The sequence below is a fragment of the Actinomadura sp. GTD37 genome (genome assembly GCF_041951365.1).
Taxonomy (GTDB): Bacteria; Actinomycetota; Actinomycetes; order Streptosporangiales; family Streptosporangiaceae; genus Spirillospora.
Map to the genome: position 1 here is coordinate 1865483 of NZ_JBGNUS010000001.1, position 16724 is coordinate 1882206.

A 16724-nucleotide genomic window follows, 5' to 3' on the forward strand; every position below is an offset into this window, starting at 1 on the left:
CCGTCCGTTCGAGGTGGCCTCGACGTTAGGCGCGCGGCCGGACGGCCCGCATCGGTCGCCGGACCGGTCCCGAACGGCCCTGGCCAGAGGGGGAACGGACCTCCGGACGGCACTCCGCGCGGGCACCGCCAGGAGGTGACGGGGACGCGGCTAAGTCATGTGTCCGATACGAGGCGGGCCAGTTCCATGCGCCGGGTCACGCCGATCTTCGGATACGCCTTGTAGAGGTGGTGCCCGACCGTGCGGGGGCTCAGGTACAGGTGCGCGGCGATCTCGCGGTTGCTGAGGCCGGCGGCGGCGAGCCGCACGACCTGCAACTCCTGCGGGGTGAGCCGCTTCAGCGGGTCGGCGTCTCCGGCGCTGGCCGCCGGGCGGTCGCCGAGGACCTCCAGTTCGGCGCGGGCGCGTTCGGCCCAGCCCGCGGCGCCGAGCCGGGCGAACGCGTCCCCGGCGGCGGTCAGCTCGGCGCGGGCCTCGGTGCGGCGCCGCCGCCTGCGCAGCCATTCGCCGTAGAGCAGCCGGGTCCGCGCGGCGTCGTAGGCGCGGTCGCCGTGCAGCCCGAGCGCGGCGCGGTAGTGCTCCTCCGCCGCGTCGCCGTCGGCGAGGAGGGCGCGGCAGCGGGCGAGGAGGGCCGTGCTGGACGTCGCCGCCGCCCAAGCCTCGAACGCCGGAAGGTGGGTGCGCGCGAGGTCAGGGCGCCCGGCCCGCACGGCGGCCTCGGCATGGTCCGGGACGGCGCGGATCAACACGTCGTGCCGGGCGGGACCGGAGCACACCCCGTCCAGCCGCTCCAGGGCCGCGCCGGCCTCCCCGCCGGCGAGGTCGTGCAGACCGAGCCCCCAGGACGCCAGCGCGGCGTTGGTCGGGTGGACGCCGGCGTGCGCGAGGACGTCCGGCGCCATGGCGCGGCTGCGCTCCGCGTCGGACTCCAGCCGGACCGCGATGCCCTTCAGGGCGGTGACCTGCGTGTCCATGCCGATGTCGGCGGCCAGTGACAGGCCCTCCGCCGTCGCCGCGTCCGCGCCGCGCAGGTCGCCGAGCAGCACCCGGCCGATCGCGAGCGCCTCCAGGATGTACGGCAGCCAGCCGAGCGCGCCCTCGGCCCTGGCGTCGGCGGCCATGCCCTCCAGCAGCCCGGTCGCGGCCCGGTCGTCCGCCACGAGGAGCCCCAGGAAACCGGCGATGACGCGGTCGACGGTGTCCGCGACCTCGCCGGTCCGCGCCGCCTCGAACAGCGCCCGCATCGGGGGGACCGCCTCGGCCGCGCCGTCCGGCAGCCGCCCGTAGGCGATCAGGCCCGCCGCCACCCGCGCCTTCGCCGAGCCCGCGGGGAGCCGCAGCCGGCCGAGCAGCTCGACGCTCTGCCGCACCAGGTCGTGGGCGCCGGCGTCCCGGGCGGACCAGACGGCCTCGGTCAGCATGGACACCGCCTGCTCCGGGTCGCTGCCGGCGATCAGCGCCGCACCGCGCAGCGCGAGCGTCGCGTCGGCGGCCGGCGACGTGCGTTCGTAGGCGACCTGCGCGCGGATGAACGTGGCCTCGGCGACGACCCCGTCCCGCGCGGAGAGGTGCTCGGCCTCGGCGGCGAGGCGGGTGGCCTGGTCGGGACGTCCCGCGTCGTAGGCGGCGCGCGCCGCGTGCACGAGCCGGCGCGCCTTGCCCTCCGGTTCGGTGCTGAGCCGCGCCGCGCGCTCGTAGGCGGCGGCGACCGCGGCCGGCCCGCCGCGCCGCACGGCCCGGCGCGCGGCCCGCTCCAGTTCGGCGGCGGCGTCCTCGTCGGGGCCGGTCGCCGCCGCCGCCAGATGCCAGGCGCGGCGGTCGGCGTGCTCGTCGCCGCCGAGCGCCCCCGCCAGCGCGCCGTGGACGGCGATCCGCCGGTGATGGGCGGCGTCCTGGTAGGTGACCGCGCGGATGAGCGGATGCCGGAACCGCACCTCCTCGCCGTCCAGGAGGACGAGCCCCGACTTCTCGGCGGGTTCGAGGTCGGCGGCGGCGAGCCCGAGCGCGGCCCCGGCGCGCAGGACGACGCCCAGGTCGGCGGTCCCGTCGGCGGCGACCACCAGGAGCAGCCGGCGGGTGGCGTCCGGCAGGTCGGCGAGCCGGCGGCGGAACATCTCCTGGACCCTGCCGCCGACCGGCAGCGGCCCGGCGTTGCGGACGGGACGGGACCCGAGGGCGTCCGCCAGCTCGATGAGCGCGAGCGGGTTGCCGGCGGCCTCGTCCAGCAGCCGGTCCCGCACCGGGACGGTCAGCCCCGGCGCGTGCGCCGCCACTAATTCCCGGGCGGCGGCGCGGTCCAGGCCGGCGAGCCGCACCACGTCCAGGCCGCGGTCGGGGAACGGACGGGCGCCGTCCCGCACCGTGAAGACCATCGCGATCGGGTCGGCGGCGAGCCGGCGGGCGGCGAAGAGCAAAGCGTCCAGCGAGGCGTTGTCGAGCCACTGCGCGTCGTCGACCAGGCAGGCCAGCGGACGGTCGGCGGCCAGCTCGGACAGCAGCGTGAGCGTGGCCGCGCCGATCAGGAAGCGGTCGCCGGCCGGCCCCGGGCCGAGCCCGAGCGCCGACCGCAGCGCCGCCGCCTGCTGCCCCGGCAGCGCGTCGAGCCGGTCGCCGTACGGATGCAGCATCAGGTGCAGCCCGCTGAACGGCAGCTCGGTCTCGGCCTCGACCCCGGCGCCGCGGACGACCCGCATGTCCCCGGCGTCCGCCGCGAGCCGGCCGAGCAGCGCGGTCTTGCCGATCCCCGCCTCGCCCTGGATCACCACCGTCCGGCTCCGGCCGGCGCGCGCGTCTCCGAGCAGCCCGGCGAGCCGGTCCCTCTCCCGATCCCGCCCCATGAGCACGCGCAAACAGTACAAGCCGCATCCGACACGAGGCCCGTCCCTGACCGGACCACCGCCGGAGGGCCGATCCACCCCGGATCGGCCCTCGCCCGTCCACCAGGGAGGGGGCGTCGGCGCTACGCGGGACCGGGAGGGACGGTCGCCCAGTTCAGGGAGCGGCCGGGCGCGTAGGCGGCCTCCGCGTCGAGGACGTCCCCGAGTTCGGCGAGGTGGTCCAGGGTGCGGACGGGCAGTTGGCTCTCGCTCATCCGGCCGCGCAGGAGGGCGAGGACCCGGTCGTACCCCGGAATGGCCCGCCGCCCCGTGTTGAGGGAGTACCACCATTGGCCGTTCAGGTACTTCGCGAGGTCCGCGGCGAGCCCGTCGTCGTCGTCCAGCCCGGTGATGCGGGCGACGTCGGCGCGCAGCCCGAGCGTCCCGAGGACGTGGTCCAGGCTCTGGGTCGCGGTCATCGACGGGTAGCGGCGCCCCGAGGCCGGTACGGACGCGAACCCGAGGGGCGCGCCGAGGACGGGCGAGACCCAGGTGCGGGCGCCGGCGACGTAGCCGACCGCCGTGATGGGCTCGTCCAGGGCCGCCAGCCGCACGCCGGGGATCCGGGCGAGCCTGTAGTCGCCCCTCCGGATCCCCTCGCTGTCGTTCAGGACGCGCAACTGGTCGGGGTCGACCATGCAGACGCGCGCCTCGAGCGTCGTGCCGCGGCAGTACTCGGTGCGCAGGAGCAGCTCGCCGTACAGATACCCCTGGCCGTGGATTCCGCAGCCCGCCACATCGGCGTCCGCGAGCGTGGCGCGAAGGACCGGGACGCACAGGTCGACGCCGTTCGGCGAGCGGTATCCGTAGTTGTCATGCTTGATGCGCAAGGTGGCGGGGTTCCGGTTCGCGCCGTAGGCGAGCACCGCCACGCGTTCCTCCAGGCGGGGGAGCCCGCGCGCCGTCAGGAGCGCGTCCAGTTCCGTGCCGTGTCCGGGAATCGAGAATGCGGCGCCGCCCTCATGGCGCAATGGGTGGACCCGGTCGTTCAGGAGCACGTAGTCGTGGTCGGGGCAGTCGCCGGGATAGTGGTCGGGAAAGGTCCTGGCGGGTTTCCAGTGGCCGACTTCGCCGGGCATCGCGTCCAGTCCAATGGGGCCGGCCATCTCTCTCCTCGCATTCGCGGGCGTTCACGTCCCGTCCTCGGCGGCGGCCCTGTGCAGTTCGTGGCCGCCGCCGGCCGCGGGCCGCCATCGCCACTCGACGCGGTACCGGGCCTCGGCGGGAAGCCAGCGGCCCTTGCCCGGGACGATCCGCCAGTGCGCGACCGTGCCGCCGCTCACCAGGATCGGGCCGTTCTCCCGGTCGGTCTTCTTCTCCGTCCGCCGCCCGGTCTGCATGAACCCGTCGATGTCGACGGCCGGGTGCCGCTCGGGCAGCAGGACGACGAAGACGAGCGCCCGGGTCGGGCGGTCGATGTGGGTCTCGAAGTTCTCGACGGGCACCCGGTCGTACGCCCCCGTGAAGGTCACCTCGTTGACGACGCGCACCACGGCGTCCATCGCGAGCCCGCTCAGGTCGACGCCCATCGCGCAGTTGACCGGCATGTGCCGCGACTCGATCGGGCCGAACTCGTGCCCGGCGCCCGGGTGGGAGACGCACCGCGCCTTGAGCGTGCCGCTCGTCCCGTAGAAGGAGACGAGCCCGTTGCCCTTCTCGGCATGCCGGCGGACGAGATAGGTGTCGGTGAGGACCGTCACCCCCGGCGCCCCGGGCGACCGGCGCAGGTCGAGGACCTTGACGACCTCGTCGACGCTGAAGGACGCGTCCTCCCGGAAACGCCCGAACTCCGTCGCCTCGCCCCCGTGCGGAACCCGCCCGCTGCGCCAGTGCCAGCTCCTCTGGATGACGGCGCCGGAGACGGTCGCGGCGGCCCCGATCATTCCCACGATGAGTTCGGTCTCCATGGGATCCGCCGCCTCCCACTCGTCCTCGCCCCCCAGGCCGGCCGGCCCGCGACGGAGCGAAGAAGCGCCCGGACGAGTACACCCGCCCGCACGCCGATCCGGTAGGTACAACTGCACAGTGAACCCACCGGTAAGCAGACCATGCCCCCTCGGTGACAGAAAGACCGTCCACTCGGCCGAGCCGCGCCGGCGCGGGCGTACCGGGCTGCTCAGCGCGCTGGGGCTCCGCCGATCAGCGTGCTGATCTCCTGGGCCAAGGGTTGGGCCAGGGGCTGTTCGCACTGGCGGGCGGTCCAGGACCTGATGCCTTCTCCGACCAGGATCTGAGAGAGCCGGGCGGTGCGTTCGATGTCGGTGTCCGGCGGGAGTCTGCCGTCGCGCCGCGCCTGCTCGAAGGGTTCGCGGAAGAGGAAGGTGAGGCCGCCTTCGGCGTCGCCGTCCGCCAGGGCGCGCTGTTCGAGGCGATAGGTCTCCAGGACGGCTTCGAAGACGAGTTCCGGCGGGTAGCGGCGCATGCCCCGCTCCAGCACGTCGATGACGGCCCGGATCAGGTCGACCAGTTCGTAGGGGTGCGAGGCGACGGCCCGGGCGGCGAGGTGGGCGTCGCGCATGGTGAAGATCTCGATCTCCATGAGCACGTCTTCCCGGCGGGCGAAGTACACGTAGAACAGCGCCTTGGAGACGCCGGCGGCCTTGCAGATGTCGGTGACGGTGGTCTCGGCGAAGCCCTTGGTGCGCCACAGGGCCAGCGCCCCCTGGACGATCGCGTCCCGGCTGGCCTGCGAACGAGCCCGGACCGGTACCGCCCTTCCTTGACCGTGGTCATTTTTCGAGCTCGGACGAACTTGCGGCATGACAGTGGATTCTACCGCAGCCACCTCATTGACTACCGTCAGGAAGACGTGCATGCTCCATCTACGGATATGCCCATCACATAAGAGAAGAATCTGATTCTCGCGCGGAGAGGGGTACGGATATGCAGGTCCTCACCGAGGAGGAAGAGGCATCCTTTTCGGCCCTGCGGGCCCAGCAGGTGGTCCTGTGGTCCGCGCCCGTGCTCGCGCTCGTCCTGCTCGTGCTGTTCGCCGCCTTCCCCGGCTTCTTCCCGCCCATGTCGCCGAACATGAGCGCCGCCGAGGTCGGGGAGTTCTACCGGGACAACAGGACGCTGATCCAGTTCAGCCAGGTCGGCTTCAACCTGTTCGGGATCCTGATCGTCCCGTTCTTCGTGCTGATCATGGCCCAGATGCAGCGGATGCGCAGCGAGAGCCACATCTACGCCTTCTCCTACCTCACCTCCGTCGTGGCCGGCGCGACCCTGTTCGCGCTGTCGAACATCTTCTTCGCCGTCGCCGCCTTCCGGCCCGGCCGCGGAGACGACCTGACCCAGGTGCTCAACGACCTCGCCTGGATCATCTTCATCGCGCCGATCGGCATGCTGGTCGCCCAGTTCGTCCTGCTGGCCCTGGCCGTCTACGCCGACGACCGCCGGGCGCCGGTCTTCCCCCGCTGGGTGGGGCACTACGCGGTGCTGACCGCGCTGGCCATGGCGCCCTCGGCGGGGGCGGCGGTCTTCCGGCACGGCCCGCTGGCCTGGGACGGCCTGGTGTCGTTCTGGCTGCGCAACGGAGCCTTCGCGCTGTTCGTCGCGGTGATGTTCTTCGTGCTGCGCACGGCCCTGCGGCGCCAGGCCCGGCAGGAGGGGGTGCGGGCATGACGGACACCGCCGCGCCCGGCGGACCGCCCGCCGGGCCCGTCCGCGCGGGCAAGCGGGAAGTCTGGATCTTCTACTGGGCCTTCACCGTCTTCTACACCGCCCTTTCGGTCGGGGTATGCCTGCTGGGACGGGCCACCCCGCCGCCCCGCCCGGACGTCACCCAGGCGCAGGCCGCCGCCTGGTTCGACCAGCACCAGCTGGGCATCCAGATCGGCTTCACCTTCCTGCTGGTGATCGCCGGCGGCGCCGCGATCTCCAACGGCATCATCGGCTACTTCATCAAGCGCATGTCCTCGGGCAAGACGCTCGCCTACGCCTACATCGCCACCATGGGCGTCGGGGCCGTCCCCGGATTCCAGATCATCCTGGTCTGCTGGCTCACCGCGACCTTCCGCCCCGACCGCGAACCCCGGATCCTCTACATGCTCTACGACCTGGGAATGCTGTCCTACAACGGATCTCTGGGCTGCTTCACCGCCGCCTACGCCGTCGTGGCCGTCGCCATCCTCTACGACCGGAACCGCATCTTCCCCAAGTGGTTCGCCTACGTCACCATCTGGCAGATCGTCACCGAGCTCCTGGCCAGCCAGATGTGGCTCTACCACTCCGGCGCGTTCGCCTGGAACGGCATGATCACCCTCTACATCGCCCTCGTCGTCTTCGGCCTGTGGATCGTCTGCTTCCTGATGCTGTTCCGCGTGGCCGCACGTCGTGAGACCGCGGACACCCCGGCCCTCTACGCGCTGGAGGACGCCAGATGACCGCCCCCGACAAGGAACTGCCCGCCGCCGCGCGCGACCGCAGGCCGACTCCGGACGGACGGCTGCCCGGCGACATCGACATGTGGGTCATGATCCTGGGCGACCTGTTCTTCTTCGGCTGCTACTTCGTCACCTACATGGTCTTCCGCGCCATGGCCGCCGACGACTTCTCCACGGCCCAGCGGCACCTGCACGTCGGCATCGGCGTCACGAACACCATCGTCCTGCTCACCAGTTCCCTCCTGGCCGCCCTCGCCGTGATCGCCGTCCGGGACGGCGCGTTCAGCACGGCCCGGCGGCTGCTCTGGGCCACCGGCTCCTGCGGCGTGCTGTTCATCCTCATCAAGGTCTACGAATGGCGCAGCGAGATCAGCCAGGGCCACACGATCTCCAACGAGTTCTTCAGCTTCTACTACGTCTTCACCGGCATCCACCTCGTCCACCTGGCCCTCGGCCTGCTCATCCTCGGCGTCGCCCTGCGCGAACTGCGCGACGGCGGCAGGCGGCGAACCACGATCGTCGAGCAGAGCGCCGTCTTCTGGCACATGATCGACCTGCTGTGGGTCGTCATCTTCGCGCTCCTCTACCTGATGAGGTGACCATGACCCCGTCCCCCGCCGGCAGGCCACTCCTGCACCGCGACAAACGAGCGGTCCTCATCGCCTGGGCCGCGCTGTCGGCCGCGACCGTCCTCGCCTGGCTTCTGTCCCCCGGCGAATCCCAGTCCGAGACGACCCTGGGCAACGAACTCGTCGCCGCCATCGTCATCATCGCCTTCGTCAAATGCCGCCTGATCCTCCGCTACTTCATGGAAGTCCGCCACGCCCCCCGCTGGCTGCGACATACCACCGACGCCTGGCTCGCCGTCCTCTGGCTCACCCTCCTCACCATTTACCTCATCTGAACCCAACGCGGCAGCCCCGAATGGTCGGCTCCATCGAGCAGATCCCCGCCGCGAGCCACGCGATCAGCTCGTCCTTTCGGTGAACGTCCTCCGTCAGCCGCAAGATGGCCCTGATCCGGGCGGCGGGACGGGCGAGCCTGGTGGTGCTCGTGCTCCATCGGAATCACCTGGATAGGATTCCCCGCCATGAAGATCATCGAAGGTGCGGGGAGGTGGACGCCGCCCACTGGACCGGCCAACGACTGGGTGGAGCAGTTGAGGACGTCGGACCTGTCGGTGGGAACGTACTGCATCCCGGCCGGCGGGGTCGACGATCAGAGTCCGCACACCGAGGACGAGGTCTACGTAGTCACCGCGGGGCGGGCCAGGATCGTGACCCCGGAGGCTACGGCCGAGGTGGGCCCCGGCTCAGTGATCTTCGTGCCGGCGGGCGAGGAGCACCGTTTCGACGAGGTGACCGAGGATCTGGCCCTGCTGGTGGTGTTCGGCCCGGCGTACGGCTCGCGTGCGCTGGAGCGGTGAGCGGTCCCCAGGTCCTACACCGAGTGCCACAACTTCCACGCCACTGACCGGAGGAGCCCTCAGCGGACCGGCCCGGCCGGATCGTCCCCTGCGTTGACCTGCGGCGTGTTGTTGTTATCGGCCTTGCCATAGCAACAACACGCCGCAGGTCAACGCACCCGGTGAACCTCGATGGCCGGGGGGCTAGTGCTTGAGGTTGTTGAGGATGGTTTGGAAGGTGTGGGGGGTGAGGAGGAGGTTGGGGCCGTCGGGGTTCTTGGAGTCGCGGACGGCCACTGCGTCGGGGAACCGCGCCACCTCCACGCAGGCCCCACCCTGGCCGTCGCTCTGCCGCGCCTTGCGCCACTTGATCATGTCCACCGCACAACCGCCTTCCGTAGGAACTCGCGGGAGTCGTCAACGCTCAGAGCGCGGGCTTGGAGCGCCGAGAAAGCGCCGACGATGTGCAAGATATCCTCTTGGTCGTCGGTTGTGAGTCCGCCCCTGGCGGCAGGCATATGGAGCAGTTCGCCACCGCCTCGCTGAGTGGCGAGGTTGAAGGGTCCTTCCAGCCCCCTGTAGTAGCCCGTGGGAGCGATTTGGAGGGTGACGTTGCTCCACTCGGAGACGGTGAGCAGGTGTTCGCACTGTTCGCGCATGATCTCCGCGCTGGCCATGCACGTCCAGAGGACGTTTTCGAGCAGGACGATGCTGAGCATGGGCGGGTTGTCGCGTTGCAGGACCTCCTGGCGGCGGAGTCGGGCCTCCACGGCGCTCTCGTCCTGCAGGAGGGCGCGGACGTAGGCCGGGGTCTGGAAGAGGCCGTAGACGAACATCGTCTCGAAGGCGCGCAGTAAGCAGGCGGTGCCTTCGGCCAGGGGGTAGTCGGCGAACCAGGGCGGGTACCGGGTGGACTTGAGGACGTCGTCCCAGGCGTCCTGCATTTCGGTTCCGGATTCGAGGGCCTTGTCGAGTTCGGCCGCGAATTCCCTGGTGCAGCGGGTGGTTCCTGTCTCCACCTGGCCGATGTAGCTGCGGGTGACCGGTATCCGTTTTGCCAGTTCGAGCCGGGATAGTCCGGTATCTTCGCGCAGGCTTCCCAAGGCGATGCCGAAGGCGATGGTCTGCCGGGTGGGCTTTCGTGACGGCATGGGCGTCCACCTCTCGAAAGCACTTGCAAGCAGGTGCAAGTGGTCTCGTTGCGCTGTCGCGCTTTGCCCTTGATATTACTCCATGCGGTCGATCCTTTGCGTTAAGTCACAGTGCGACACGCGGAGGTGGGCGGATGGAGCCGTCAGTGATCATGATCAAGGCGGATGTGGCGGCCGTCAGGGAGGCTCGGGAGTTCGTCGGGATGGTCTTCGGGAGTTGGGGGCTCGAGGACTACGTCGCGCGGACGGTGGTCGGCGAGCTGGCGGCCAACGCGGTCACGCACGGGTCCCGGGAAGGCGATCTGGTGGTCGTGCGCGCCTACCGGCGGGACGACGGGTTCGCCGTCGTCGAGGCGTGGGACCGGTCGGACGCGGCGCCCGTCATGCGGCCCGTCGACCATGCCGCCGAGAGCGGGCGCGGGCTGGTCCTCATGGAGGCGCTCGTCCGGCGGTGGGGGACCCGGCCGCTGAGCGAGGGCGGCAAGGTCGTCTGGGCGGAGATCGAGCCGGTGCCCGCGTGAGCGACGGAATCCTGCTGCTGTTCCTCCGGCAGATCTTTCCGGAGTGGTCGATCGCGCGGGACGGGGACGGCTCGTGGAATGCCAGAGGGCGTGTGCGTATCTGGGCGGTGTCCGCCGATGAGTTCATGGACGCGCTTGCCTTGGTCGTGCCCGATGCGGCGGAGCGGGTGCGGTGCTTCCTTGCGGAAGAGGCGGTGCAAGTGGGGGCTGGCTAAACGTGCAGAAGGCGTTTGGCGAGGATTGTCGCGCCCTTTACGGCTGCCTGATCGTCCAACTCGGACGGCACCAGACGGGGTGGAGCGCGGAATTTCAGGCGGGAGGCGATGCGGGGGCGCAGCGGGGCCAGTAGTGTTTCGCCTGCTCGTGCCAGTCCGCCGCCTATGACCAGGAGTTCTGGGTCCAGGAGGAGGGTCGTGGCCGCCAGGCCGTCCGCGAGCGTGTCCAAAGCGTCCGACCAGACCTGTGTTGCGTGGTCGTCCTTTCCGGCTCTGGCTATGACCTCCTCCGCCGGGACGGAGTCGCCGTAGCGGCGGGAGATGGCGGCGGCGGAGGCGTAGGTTTCCAGGCAGCCCTTGTTGCCGCAGGCGCAGTCTTCGCCGTCCGGCCGGACGACGACATGGCCTATTTCGCCGGTCCAGCCGAGCGTGCCGGGGTAGGGCGTTCCGTTCAGGATCAGGGCGGCTGCTATACCCGTTCCAATTGCCATGAAGACGAAGTCGCCTGCGTCGCGGCCCGCGCCCGACACGGCTTCCGCCAGGCCGCCTGTGCGTACGTCGTGGCCTATCGCGACAGGAATGCCCAGACGTTCGCGGGCCAGGTGCAGCATGGGCACGTCCCGCCAGCCCAGGTTCGCGGAATGGACGGCCGTGCCCGTCGACTCGTCCACTATGCCGGGCAGGGCTATGCCGACCGCCTCGGCGGGGGAGTTCAGCGAGGCCGCGCGGGACGTCAGGTGGGCGGCGAAGTCCAGGATGCCGCCCACCGGGTCCGTCCGGTCGGTGGGCCATGACTCGGTCGTGAGCACTGTCGGGCCTTCGACAATGGCGGCCTTCATCGAGGTGCCGCCGACGTCCAGGCCGATCAGGCTCATTTCACCGAACCCGCCGTGAGGCCGCCGATCAGGTAGCGCTCCACGAAGATGAACAGGATGACGACGGGGACGATCGCGATCAGGGACGCGGCGAAAAGGTACTGCCAGTGCGCCTGGTACTGCGTGACGAACGACGGGATTCCCACCGTCAGGGGGCGGCGGTTCGGGGACGCGGTGACCGTCAGAGCCACGATGTACTCGTTCCACGCGGCGATGAACGTGTAGACGATCGCGGTGACGACGCCCGGCATGGAAATGGGAAGGGTGACGCGGGTCAGGGCGCCCATGCGGCCGGCGCCGTCCAGGAAGGCGGCCTCTTCCAGTTCCTTCGGGATGCTGGAGAAGTAGCCGTGCAGGATCCAGATGCAGAACGGCAGGTTGAAGGCGGCGTTCACCAGGATGAGCGACATGAGGGTGTCGGTCAGGTTCAGCGCGACCATTTCCCGGTAGATGCCGATGACCAGGGCCGTCGGGGCGAACATCTGCGTGACCAGGACGAGGAGAAGGAATGCGCCGCGGCCCCGGAAGCGGTTGCGGGCCGTGTAGTACGCGGCCGGCAGCGCGCAGGCGAGGGTGACGAGGGTGGCGACGGCGGCGACCGTGAGGGAGACCCGCAGATACGTCCACACGGGGGCGGCCGACCAGACGTCGGCGAAGTTCGACCACGTCCAATGGGACGGCAGGTAGGTGCCGGGCGACGCGGTCAGTTCGCGCTCGGGTTTGAGCGCGGTGAAGAACATCTGCAGGTACGGGACCAGGAACGCGAGCGCGACCAGCCAGCCCACGCCCGCCAGGACGATACGGCGTGTCATCGGATCTCCTCGCGCCAGCGGGCGGCCCGCAGGTACAGCAGGACCATCACCAGGATCAGGACGAAGTTGACGACCGCCATCGCGCCGGATTCGCCGACGTCTTGGTCGTAGAAGGCGAGTTTGTACATGAACGTCGTGGTCGTGTCGGTCTTGTTGCCGGGGCCGCCGCCCGTCATCGCCCAGATGATCGGGAACGAGTTGAAGACGTTGATCACGTTGACGATCGAGGCGATCAGCACGGCCGGGCGCAGCAGCGGCAGTGTGATGCCGACGTAAGTGCGGAAGGGGCCGGCGCCGTCCACCCGGGCGGCCTCGTACACGTCGGCGGGGATCGTCTGGAGACCGGCGAGGATGACGAACGACGTGAACGGCAGCGACACGAACACCGCGACCCACATCATCCAGAACATGGCCTGGGTGGGGTGGGCGAGCCAGTTCACCGGCTCGTCGATCACGTGCAGGTCGAGCAGCAGGCGGTTGACGATGCCGGAGTAGTTGTCCAGCATCCACCGCCAGATCAGCGCCGTCATCAGCACCGACGCCGCCCACGGGACGATCACGGCCCAGCGGACGACGCGGCGGCCGGGGAAGCGGGCGTTGAGCAGTTGGCCGAGGGCCAGCGACAGCGTCATCGTGACGACGACGACGCCGCCGACCCACAGCAGCGTCCGCAGCACGACGGGGATCAGGTCGTCCTCGCCGAACAGGTCGGTGTAGTTGCCGCCGCCGCGGTAGCCGAGCGTGGTGCCGGTCGAGCTGATCTTCTGCAGCGACGTCCGGACCATCTCGATCACGGGCCACAGCACGACGACCGCGATGAGGACGAGCGACGGGCCGAGCCACAGCAGCGGGGTCAGCGCGCGCCCGGCCCGCCGGGGGAGGGAGGGGCGGGGGGCCCGGGAGGGGCCGGTCCCCCGCTCCCCGTCCTTGAGGTCGTGCACTCAGCCGGCCTTCTCGGCGGTTTCCTGGATCTTGTCCAGGACCTTCTTCGGGTCCTCGTTCGCGGCCGCGCTGCCGAGGTCCTGCTTCACCGCGCCGGCCACCGCGGACCAGGCCGGGTTGGACGTGGGGGCGAACTTGCACGTCGGGAGCGCGTCCACGAACTGCTTCATGTACGGGTCGGCGCTGAGCGCGTCGCCGGCCGACTTCGTCACCGGGAGGAAGCCCTCGGTGGTGAGGAACTTGGAGGTGTTCTCCTTCTGGTAGAAGAAGTCGAGGAACTTCTTGACGGCCTCCTTGTTCTTGCCGCCGTCCTTCTTGAACGCGGCGAGGACGTCCATGACGCCGAGCGTGTTGTGCTCGGCCCCGCTCTTGCTCGGCAGCGGCGCGACGTCGAAGTTCAGGTCCTTGTCCACGGGGTCGATGAATCCGGCCTTGGTGAACGGGCCGCCGATCGCCATGCCGATCTTGCCCTGCGCGAACTGGTTGAACACCGTCTTGCGGTCGGTGGTCTCCGGGTTCGGCTGGGTCAGCCCGGACTTGTTGAGGTCCTTGAGGAAGCCCATCGTGTCGATGTTGGCCTTCTGGTTGATCGCCCATTTCCCGGTGGCGTCGACCCAGCCGCCGCCGTTGTTCATCGCCCAGGAGTAGAACTCGGCCTGCGACTCCTCGGGGCCGAGCGGCAGCCCGTATCCGGTCGCGCCCGCCTTCTTGATCTTCTGCGCGTCGGTCTTCACGTCGGCCCAGGTGGCGGGCGGGTCGCTGATGCCGGCCTTCTCGAACAGGTCCTTGTTGTAGAACAGGAGGCGGGCGCTGGAGATGAACGGAAGGCCGTACTGGCTGCCGTTGTACTGGGCCTGCTGGACGAAGGTCGGGGTGAAGTCGCTGAGCGTGGACGGCGACACGACCTCGGACGCCTGGTAGATGAGCCCGTCCCGGGCGAAGTCGGAGAACGCGTTGTAGTTGAGGATGTCGGGGACCTGCTTGGTCTGGACGTAGGTCTTGACCTTGGCGTCCATCTGGGTCCAGTCGACCATCTCCAGGTTGACCTTGTAGCCCGAGTTCTTGGCCTCGAAGTCCTTGATCAGGGCGTCCCAGTAGGGCTTGGTGTTGTCGTCGTAGATGGCGGCGACGAACTTGATGGTCTTGCCGTCGGAGTCGCCGTCCGACGAACTGCCCTTGCCGCATCCGCTGACGCCGAGGGCCACGGTCATGCCCGCGGCGACGACGCCCATGAGGTGCCGTTTCACTTGTGTCCCCGCCTCTCCGGGTTTCGCGCGTGCAAAATGGTGCTCGGTGTGAAAGCTCACTGAGCACAATCGCGCGTGGTGGGGACGAAGATAAACACTGGTCCGTACCAGTTCAAGAGGCCCATTGAGCACGAGTCGCAACCGTTACCCGGCGGTACGGGGCCGCCGTCGTGGTCCGGTGCGCACGCTGGGCTGGTCTGGTCGGCCGACAGCAGCGTCCAGACGTTCGCTGTGAGCGGACCGCCGTGCCGTCCCGAGCCGGCCGGCGCCGCCGCCAACCCCCGTCCGCTGGCCTGGGGTCTGTTTTGCCCCCTCTTGACCGGGTAACCCGGCGCCGTATCCGACTGGACGACGAGATGGACAGAACATGAAATTCCGGACCGGCACGGCCGCCGGCGCGGCCCTCGGCACGGCCGCGGGCGCCGGCGGCGTCGTGGCCGCCCTGTCGGCCCGGCGCCTCGGCCGCCGTGTCCTGGACCGCGTCGAGCGGCGGCTGGAGCGCGAGACCCGCGGCCTGGTCGCGAAGGCCGAGCAGGCGGGCCCGCTCGGCAAGGCCGCGGTGGCCGGGGTCAAGGCGCTGCGGGACGGCAGGTCCCCGTTCCGCGCGCTGCTGAGCTTCGGCTGGACGGCCCTGAAGGAGACCCTCGCCCGCATCTTCGGGCGTGGCCGGAGGGGGCGGACGACCAACATCGTCGAGCAGATCGACGTGGGCGCGCCGCGCCGCCTCGTCTACGACCAGTGGACGCGGTTCCAGGACTACCCGTCCTTCATGAAGAAGGTCGTCAGCGTCGACCAGACGTCCGAGGAGAAGCTGAGCTGGAAGGCGAAGATCTTCTGGTCCAGCCGGACGTGGGAGTCGACGATCCGCGAGCAGGTCCCCGACGAGCACATCGTGTGGGGGTCCAAGGGGCCGAAGGGCCACGTGGACGGGGCCGTCAGCTTCCACGAGCTGACCCCGGACCTGACCCGCGTCCTGCTCGTCCTGGAATACCACCCGGCCGGTCTCTTCGAGCGGACCGGCAACCTCTGGCGCGCGCAGGGCCGCCGGGCCCGTCTCGAACTGAAGCACTTCCGCCGTCACGTGATGACGCAGTCGCTCGTCCGCCCCGACGGGGTGGAGGGCTGGCGCGGCGAGATCCGCGGCGGCGAGACCGTCACAACCCCCAAGTGAGGTAGGCACACCATGGCACGAGGAAGCCTGTTGGGCCGTGCGCCCATCGGACGGATAACGAAGCGTCTCCCGGGCGGGCGCCGCAGCCGCGTCCCCGACCTGGGCCGGCTCTCGAAGAGCCTCCCGAAGAGCCTGCCGGGCGGACGGGCCGCCGGCACCGCGGGCGGCGTCCTGCTCGGCGCCGGCGCGGCCGTCGCGGCGGGCAGGGCGCTCACCGGGCGCGGCGGGCAGGACGAGAAGAACGAGAAGAACGAGAAGAGCGAGATGAACGGCAAGAACGCGTCCGGCGCAGAGGAGAAGGCGAAGGCCCCCGCGAAGGGCGAGTCGAAGAGGCAGGACGGGCAGGCCGACGAGAACAGCAACGGCCAGGGCGTGTTCGGGCAGCTCAAGGACACCGTCACCGGCGCCCTCCCCGGCGGCAAGGACAAGGACGACGGCGGCGGCAAGAAGGGCGGCAAGGGCGGCGGCGGCAAGAAGGTGAAGGTCACCAACATCGTCGAGCACATCGACGTGGGCGCGCCGCGCCGCCTCGTCTACGACCAGTGGACGCGGTTCCAGGACTACCCGTCCTTCATGAAGAAGGTCATCAGCGTCGACCAGGCCGACGAGACCAAGCTGAACTGGAAGGCGAAGATCTTCTGGTCCGCGCGGACGTGGGAGTCGACGATCGTCGAGCAGGTCCCGGACGAGCACGTCGTGTGGCGCTCGAAGGGCCCGAAGGGACACGTGGACGGGACGGTCAGCTTCCATGAGCTGTCCCCGAACCTGACCCGCGTGCTGACCGTCCTCGAATACCACCCGCAGGGCCTCATGGAGCGCACCGGCAACCTGTGGCGCGCGCAGGGCCGCCGGGCCCGCCTCGAACTCAAGCACTTCCGGCGCTACGTGATGACGCAGTCGCTCACCCGCGCCGACGAGATCGAGGGCTGGCGCGGCGAGATCCGCGACAGCGAGGTCGTCCGGACGCACGAGGAGGCCATGGAGGACGAGGAGAAGTCCGGCAGGACGGGGGACTCCAAGTCGTCCGGCACCGCCAAGAACGCCAAGAGCACCAAGGCGACGGCGTCCAAGAACACCAAGGAGCGCGACGAGGAGTACGAGGAGGTCTGACCCCCGCGCGGCCG

The 16724-nt window shown here is 70.2% G+C and carries 19 protein-coding genes; 9 read left to right on the forward strand and 10 right to left on the reverse strand.

The features are described from left to right. Nucleotides 1-155: 155 nt before the first annotated feature. The 4 genes from ACA511_RS08920 to ACA511_RS08935 form a co-directional block, all read right to left on the reverse strand. Entirely contained in the window at nucleotides 156-2837 is a 2682-nt protein-coding gene (locus tag ACA511_RS08920) for an AAA family ATPase (protein WP_375024713.1), read from the reverse strand. 122 nt (nucleotides 2838-2959) lie between these two features. After that, complete coding sequence (locus tag ACA511_RS08925; RefSeq protein WP_375023585.1) at nucleotides 2960-3982, reverse strand: hypothetical protein; 1023 nt, start codon at nucleotides 3980-3982, stop codon at nucleotides 2960-2962. Nucleotides 3983-4006: 24 nt separating this feature from the next. Continuing rightward, on the reverse strand, nucleotides 4007-4783 hold the full coding sequence (locus ACA511_RS08930) for a hypothetical protein (RefSeq protein WP_375023586.1): 777 nt from the start codon (nucleotides 4781-4783) through the stop codon (nucleotides 4007-4009). A 209-nt stretch (nucleotides 4784-4992) separates the two neighbouring features. Continuing rightward, nucleotides 4993-5637 (reverse strand): TetR/AcrR family transcriptional regulator, encoded by a 645-nt coding sequence (locus ACA511_RS08935; RefSeq protein ID WP_375023587.1) that lies wholly within the window; start codon nucleotides 5635-5637, stop codon nucleotides 4993-4995. Nucleotides 5638-5759: 122 nt separating this feature from the next. On the opposite strand from ACA511_RS08935, the gene ACA511_RS08940 reads away from it, so the two are divergent. From ACA511_RS08940 to ACA511_RS08960, 5 genes are all read left to right on the forward strand, one after another. Next, nucleotides 5760-6500, forward strand: a complete 741-nt coding sequence (locus ACA511_RS08940) for a hypothetical protein (RefSeq protein WP_375023588.1) — start codon at nucleotides 5760-5762, stop codon at nucleotides 6498-6500. Next, nucleotides 6497-7261 carry a hypothetical protein gene (locus ACA511_RS08945; RefSeq protein ID WP_375023589.1) on the forward strand — a complete coding sequence of 255 codons (765 nt, stop codon included), beginning with the start codon at nucleotides 6497-6499 and terminating at the stop codon, nucleotides 7259-7261. Before ACA511_RS08940 ends, ACA511_RS08945 begins: the two co-directional genes overlap by 4 nt. Continuing rightward, nucleotides 7258-7860 carry a heme-copper oxidase subunit III gene (locus tag ACA511_RS08950; RefSeq protein WP_375023591.1) on the forward strand — a complete coding sequence of 201 codons (603 nt, stop codon included), beginning with the start codon at nucleotides 7258-7260 and terminating at the stop codon, nucleotides 7858-7860. Before ACA511_RS08945 ends, ACA511_RS08950 begins: the two co-directional genes overlap by 4 nt. A 2-nt stretch (nucleotides 7861-7862) precedes the next feature. Beyond that, entirely contained in the window at nucleotides 7863-8165 is a 303-nt protein-coding gene (locus ACA511_RS08955) for a cytochrome C oxidase subunit IV family protein (RefSeq protein ID WP_375023592.1), read from the forward strand. 186 nt (nucleotides 8166-8351) lie between these two features. Continuing rightward, nucleotides 8352-8687 carry a cupin domain-containing protein gene (locus tag ACA511_RS08960; RefSeq protein WP_375023594.1) on the forward strand — a complete coding sequence of 112 codons (336 nt, stop codon included), beginning with the start codon at nucleotides 8352-8354 and terminating at the stop codon, nucleotides 8685-8687. A gap of 183 nt (nucleotides 8688-8870) precedes the next feature. On the opposite strand, the gene ACA511_RS08965 is transcribed toward ACA511_RS08960, so the two are convergent. Together ACA511_RS08965 and ACA511_RS08970 are read right to left on the reverse strand one after the other, a co-directional pair. Continuing rightward, entirely contained in the window at nucleotides 8871-9041 is a 171-nt protein-coding gene (locus ACA511_RS08965) for a DUF397 domain-containing protein (protein ID WP_375024714.1), read from the reverse strand. Then, the gene (locus tag ACA511_RS08970) at nucleotides 9038-9817 is read right to left on the reverse strand and encodes a helix-turn-helix domain-containing protein (protein ID WP_375023595.1); all 780 of its coding nucleotides are present in this window, start codon (nucleotides 9815-9817) and stop codon (nucleotides 9038-9040) included. Before ACA511_RS08970 ends, ACA511_RS08965 begins: the two co-directional genes overlap by 4 nt. Nucleotides 9818-9951: 134 nt before the next feature. On the opposite strand from ACA511_RS08970, the gene ACA511_RS08975 reads away from it, so the two are divergent. Continuing rightward, complete coding sequence (locus ACA511_RS08975) at nucleotides 9952-10338, forward strand: ATP-binding protein (RefSeq protein ID WP_375023596.1); 387 nt, start codon at nucleotides 9952-9954, stop codon at nucleotides 10336-10338. Continuing rightward, on the forward strand, nucleotides 10335-10553 hold the full coding sequence (locus ACA511_RS08980) for a hypothetical protein (RefSeq protein ID WP_375023597.1): 219 nt from the start codon (nucleotides 10335-10337) through the stop codon (nucleotides 10551-10553). Before ACA511_RS08975 ends, ACA511_RS08980 begins: the two co-directional genes overlap by 4 nt. Here ACA511_RS08980 and ACA511_RS08985 read toward each other — a convergent pair. Genes ACA511_RS08985 through ACA511_RS09000 form a run of 4 tightly spaced genes read right to left on the reverse strand, consistent with a single transcriptional unit; the run spans nucleotide 10550 to nucleotide 14429 of the window. Then, nucleotides 10550-11428, reverse strand: a complete 879-nt coding sequence (locus ACA511_RS08985) for an ROK family protein (protein ID WP_375023598.1) — start codon at nucleotides 11426-11428, stop codon at nucleotides 10550-10552. The two genes, ACA511_RS08980 and ACA511_RS08985, sit on opposite strands and share 4 nt — an antisense overlap. Next, entirely contained in the window at nucleotides 11425-12240 is an 816-nt protein-coding gene (locus ACA511_RS08990; protein WP_375023599.1) for a carbohydrate ABC transporter permease, read from the reverse strand. The genes ACA511_RS08985 and ACA511_RS08990 overlap by 4 nt, the downstream gene beginning before the upstream one ends. Further along, complete coding sequence (locus ACA511_RS08995; RefSeq protein WP_375023600.1) at nucleotides 12237-13181, reverse strand: carbohydrate ABC transporter permease; 945 nt, start codon at nucleotides 13179-13181, stop codon at nucleotides 12237-12239. The genes ACA511_RS08990 and ACA511_RS08995 overlap by 4 nt, the downstream gene beginning before the upstream one ends. Then, nucleotides 13182-14429: an extracellular solute-binding protein gene (locus tag ACA511_RS09000; RefSeq protein WP_375023601.1), complete on the reverse strand. Its 1248-nt coding sequence runs from the start codon at nucleotides 14427-14429 to the stop codon at nucleotides 13182-13184. It abuts the gene before it with no gap. 367 nt (nucleotides 14430-14796) lie between these two features. Here ACA511_RS09000 and ACA511_RS09005 point away from each other — a divergent pair, with 367 nt between their 5' ends. Beyond that, the gene (locus ACA511_RS09005; RefSeq protein WP_375023602.1) at nucleotides 14797-15600 is read left to right on the forward strand and encodes an SRPBCC family protein; all 804 of its coding nucleotides are present in this window, start codon (nucleotides 14797-14799) and stop codon (nucleotides 15598-15600) included. 30 nt (nucleotides 15601-15630) lie between these two features. Next, nucleotides 15631-16710 carry an SRPBCC family protein gene (locus tag ACA511_RS09010; RefSeq protein ID WP_375023603.1) on the forward strand — a complete coding sequence of 360 codons (1080 nt, stop codon included), beginning with the start codon at nucleotides 15631-15633 and terminating at the stop codon, nucleotides 16708-16710. Nucleotides 16711-16724 lie beyond the last annotated feature (14 nt).

Coding starts and splice junctions, on each gene's coding strand:
- ACA511_RS08930 (WP_375023586.1), bottom strand. CDS start 4,783: ATGGAGACCGAACTCATCGTGGGAATGATCGGGGCCGCCGCGACCGTC.
- ACA511_RS08950 (WP_375023591.1), top strand. CDS start 7,258: ATGACCGCCCCCGACAAGGAACTGCCCGCCGCCGCGCGCGACCGCAGG.
- ACA511_RS08965 (WP_375024714.1), bottom strand. CDS start 9,041: ATGATCAAGTGGCGCAAGGCGCGGCAGAGCGACGGCCAGGGTGGGGCC.
- ACA511_RS08990 (WP_375023599.1), bottom strand. CDS start 12,240: ATGACACGCCGTATCGTCCTGGCGGGCGTGGGCTGGCTGGTCGCGCTC.
- ACA511_RS08940 (WP_375023588.1), top strand. CDS start 5,760: ATGCAGGTCCTCACCGAGGAGGAAGAGGCATCCTTTTCGGCCCTGCGG.
- ACA511_RS08935 (WP_375023587.1), bottom strand. CDS start 5,637: ATGCCGCAAGTTCGTCCGAGCTCGAAAAATGACCACGGTCAAGGAAGG.
- ACA511_RS08960 (WP_375023594.1), top strand. CDS start 8,352: ATGAAGATCATCGAAGGTGCGGGGAGGTGGACGCCGCCCACTGGACCG.
- ACA511_RS09005 (WP_375023602.1), top strand. CDS start 14,797: ATGAAATTCCGGACCGGCACGGCCGCCGGCGCGGCCCTCGGCACGGCC.
- ACA511_RS08955 (WP_375023592.1), top strand. CDS start 7,863: ATGACCCCGTCCCCCGCCGGCAGGCCACTCCTGCACCGCGACAAACGA.
- ACA511_RS08985 (WP_375023598.1), bottom strand. CDS start 11,428: ATGAGCCTGATCGGCCTGGACGTCGGCGGCACCTCGATGAAGGCCGCC.
- ACA511_RS08975 (WP_375023596.1), top strand. CDS start 9,952: ATGGAGCCGTCAGTGATCATGATCAAGGCGGATGTGGCGGCCGTCAGG.
- ACA511_RS08925 (WP_375023585.1), bottom strand. CDS start 3,982: ATGGCCGGCCCCATTGGACTGGACGCGATGCCCGGCGAAGTCGGCCAC.
- ACA511_RS08920 (WP_375024713.1), bottom strand. CDS start 2,837: ATGGGGCGGGATCGGGAGAGGGACCGGCTCGCCGGGCTGCTCGGAGAC.
- ACA511_RS08945 (WP_375023589.1), top strand. CDS start 6,497: ATGACGGACACCGCCGCGCCCGGCGGACCGCCCGCCGGGCCCGTCCGC.
- ACA511_RS08970 (WP_375023595.1), bottom strand. CDS start 9,817: ATGCCGTCACGAAAGCCCACCCGGCAGACCATCGCCTTCGGCATCGCC.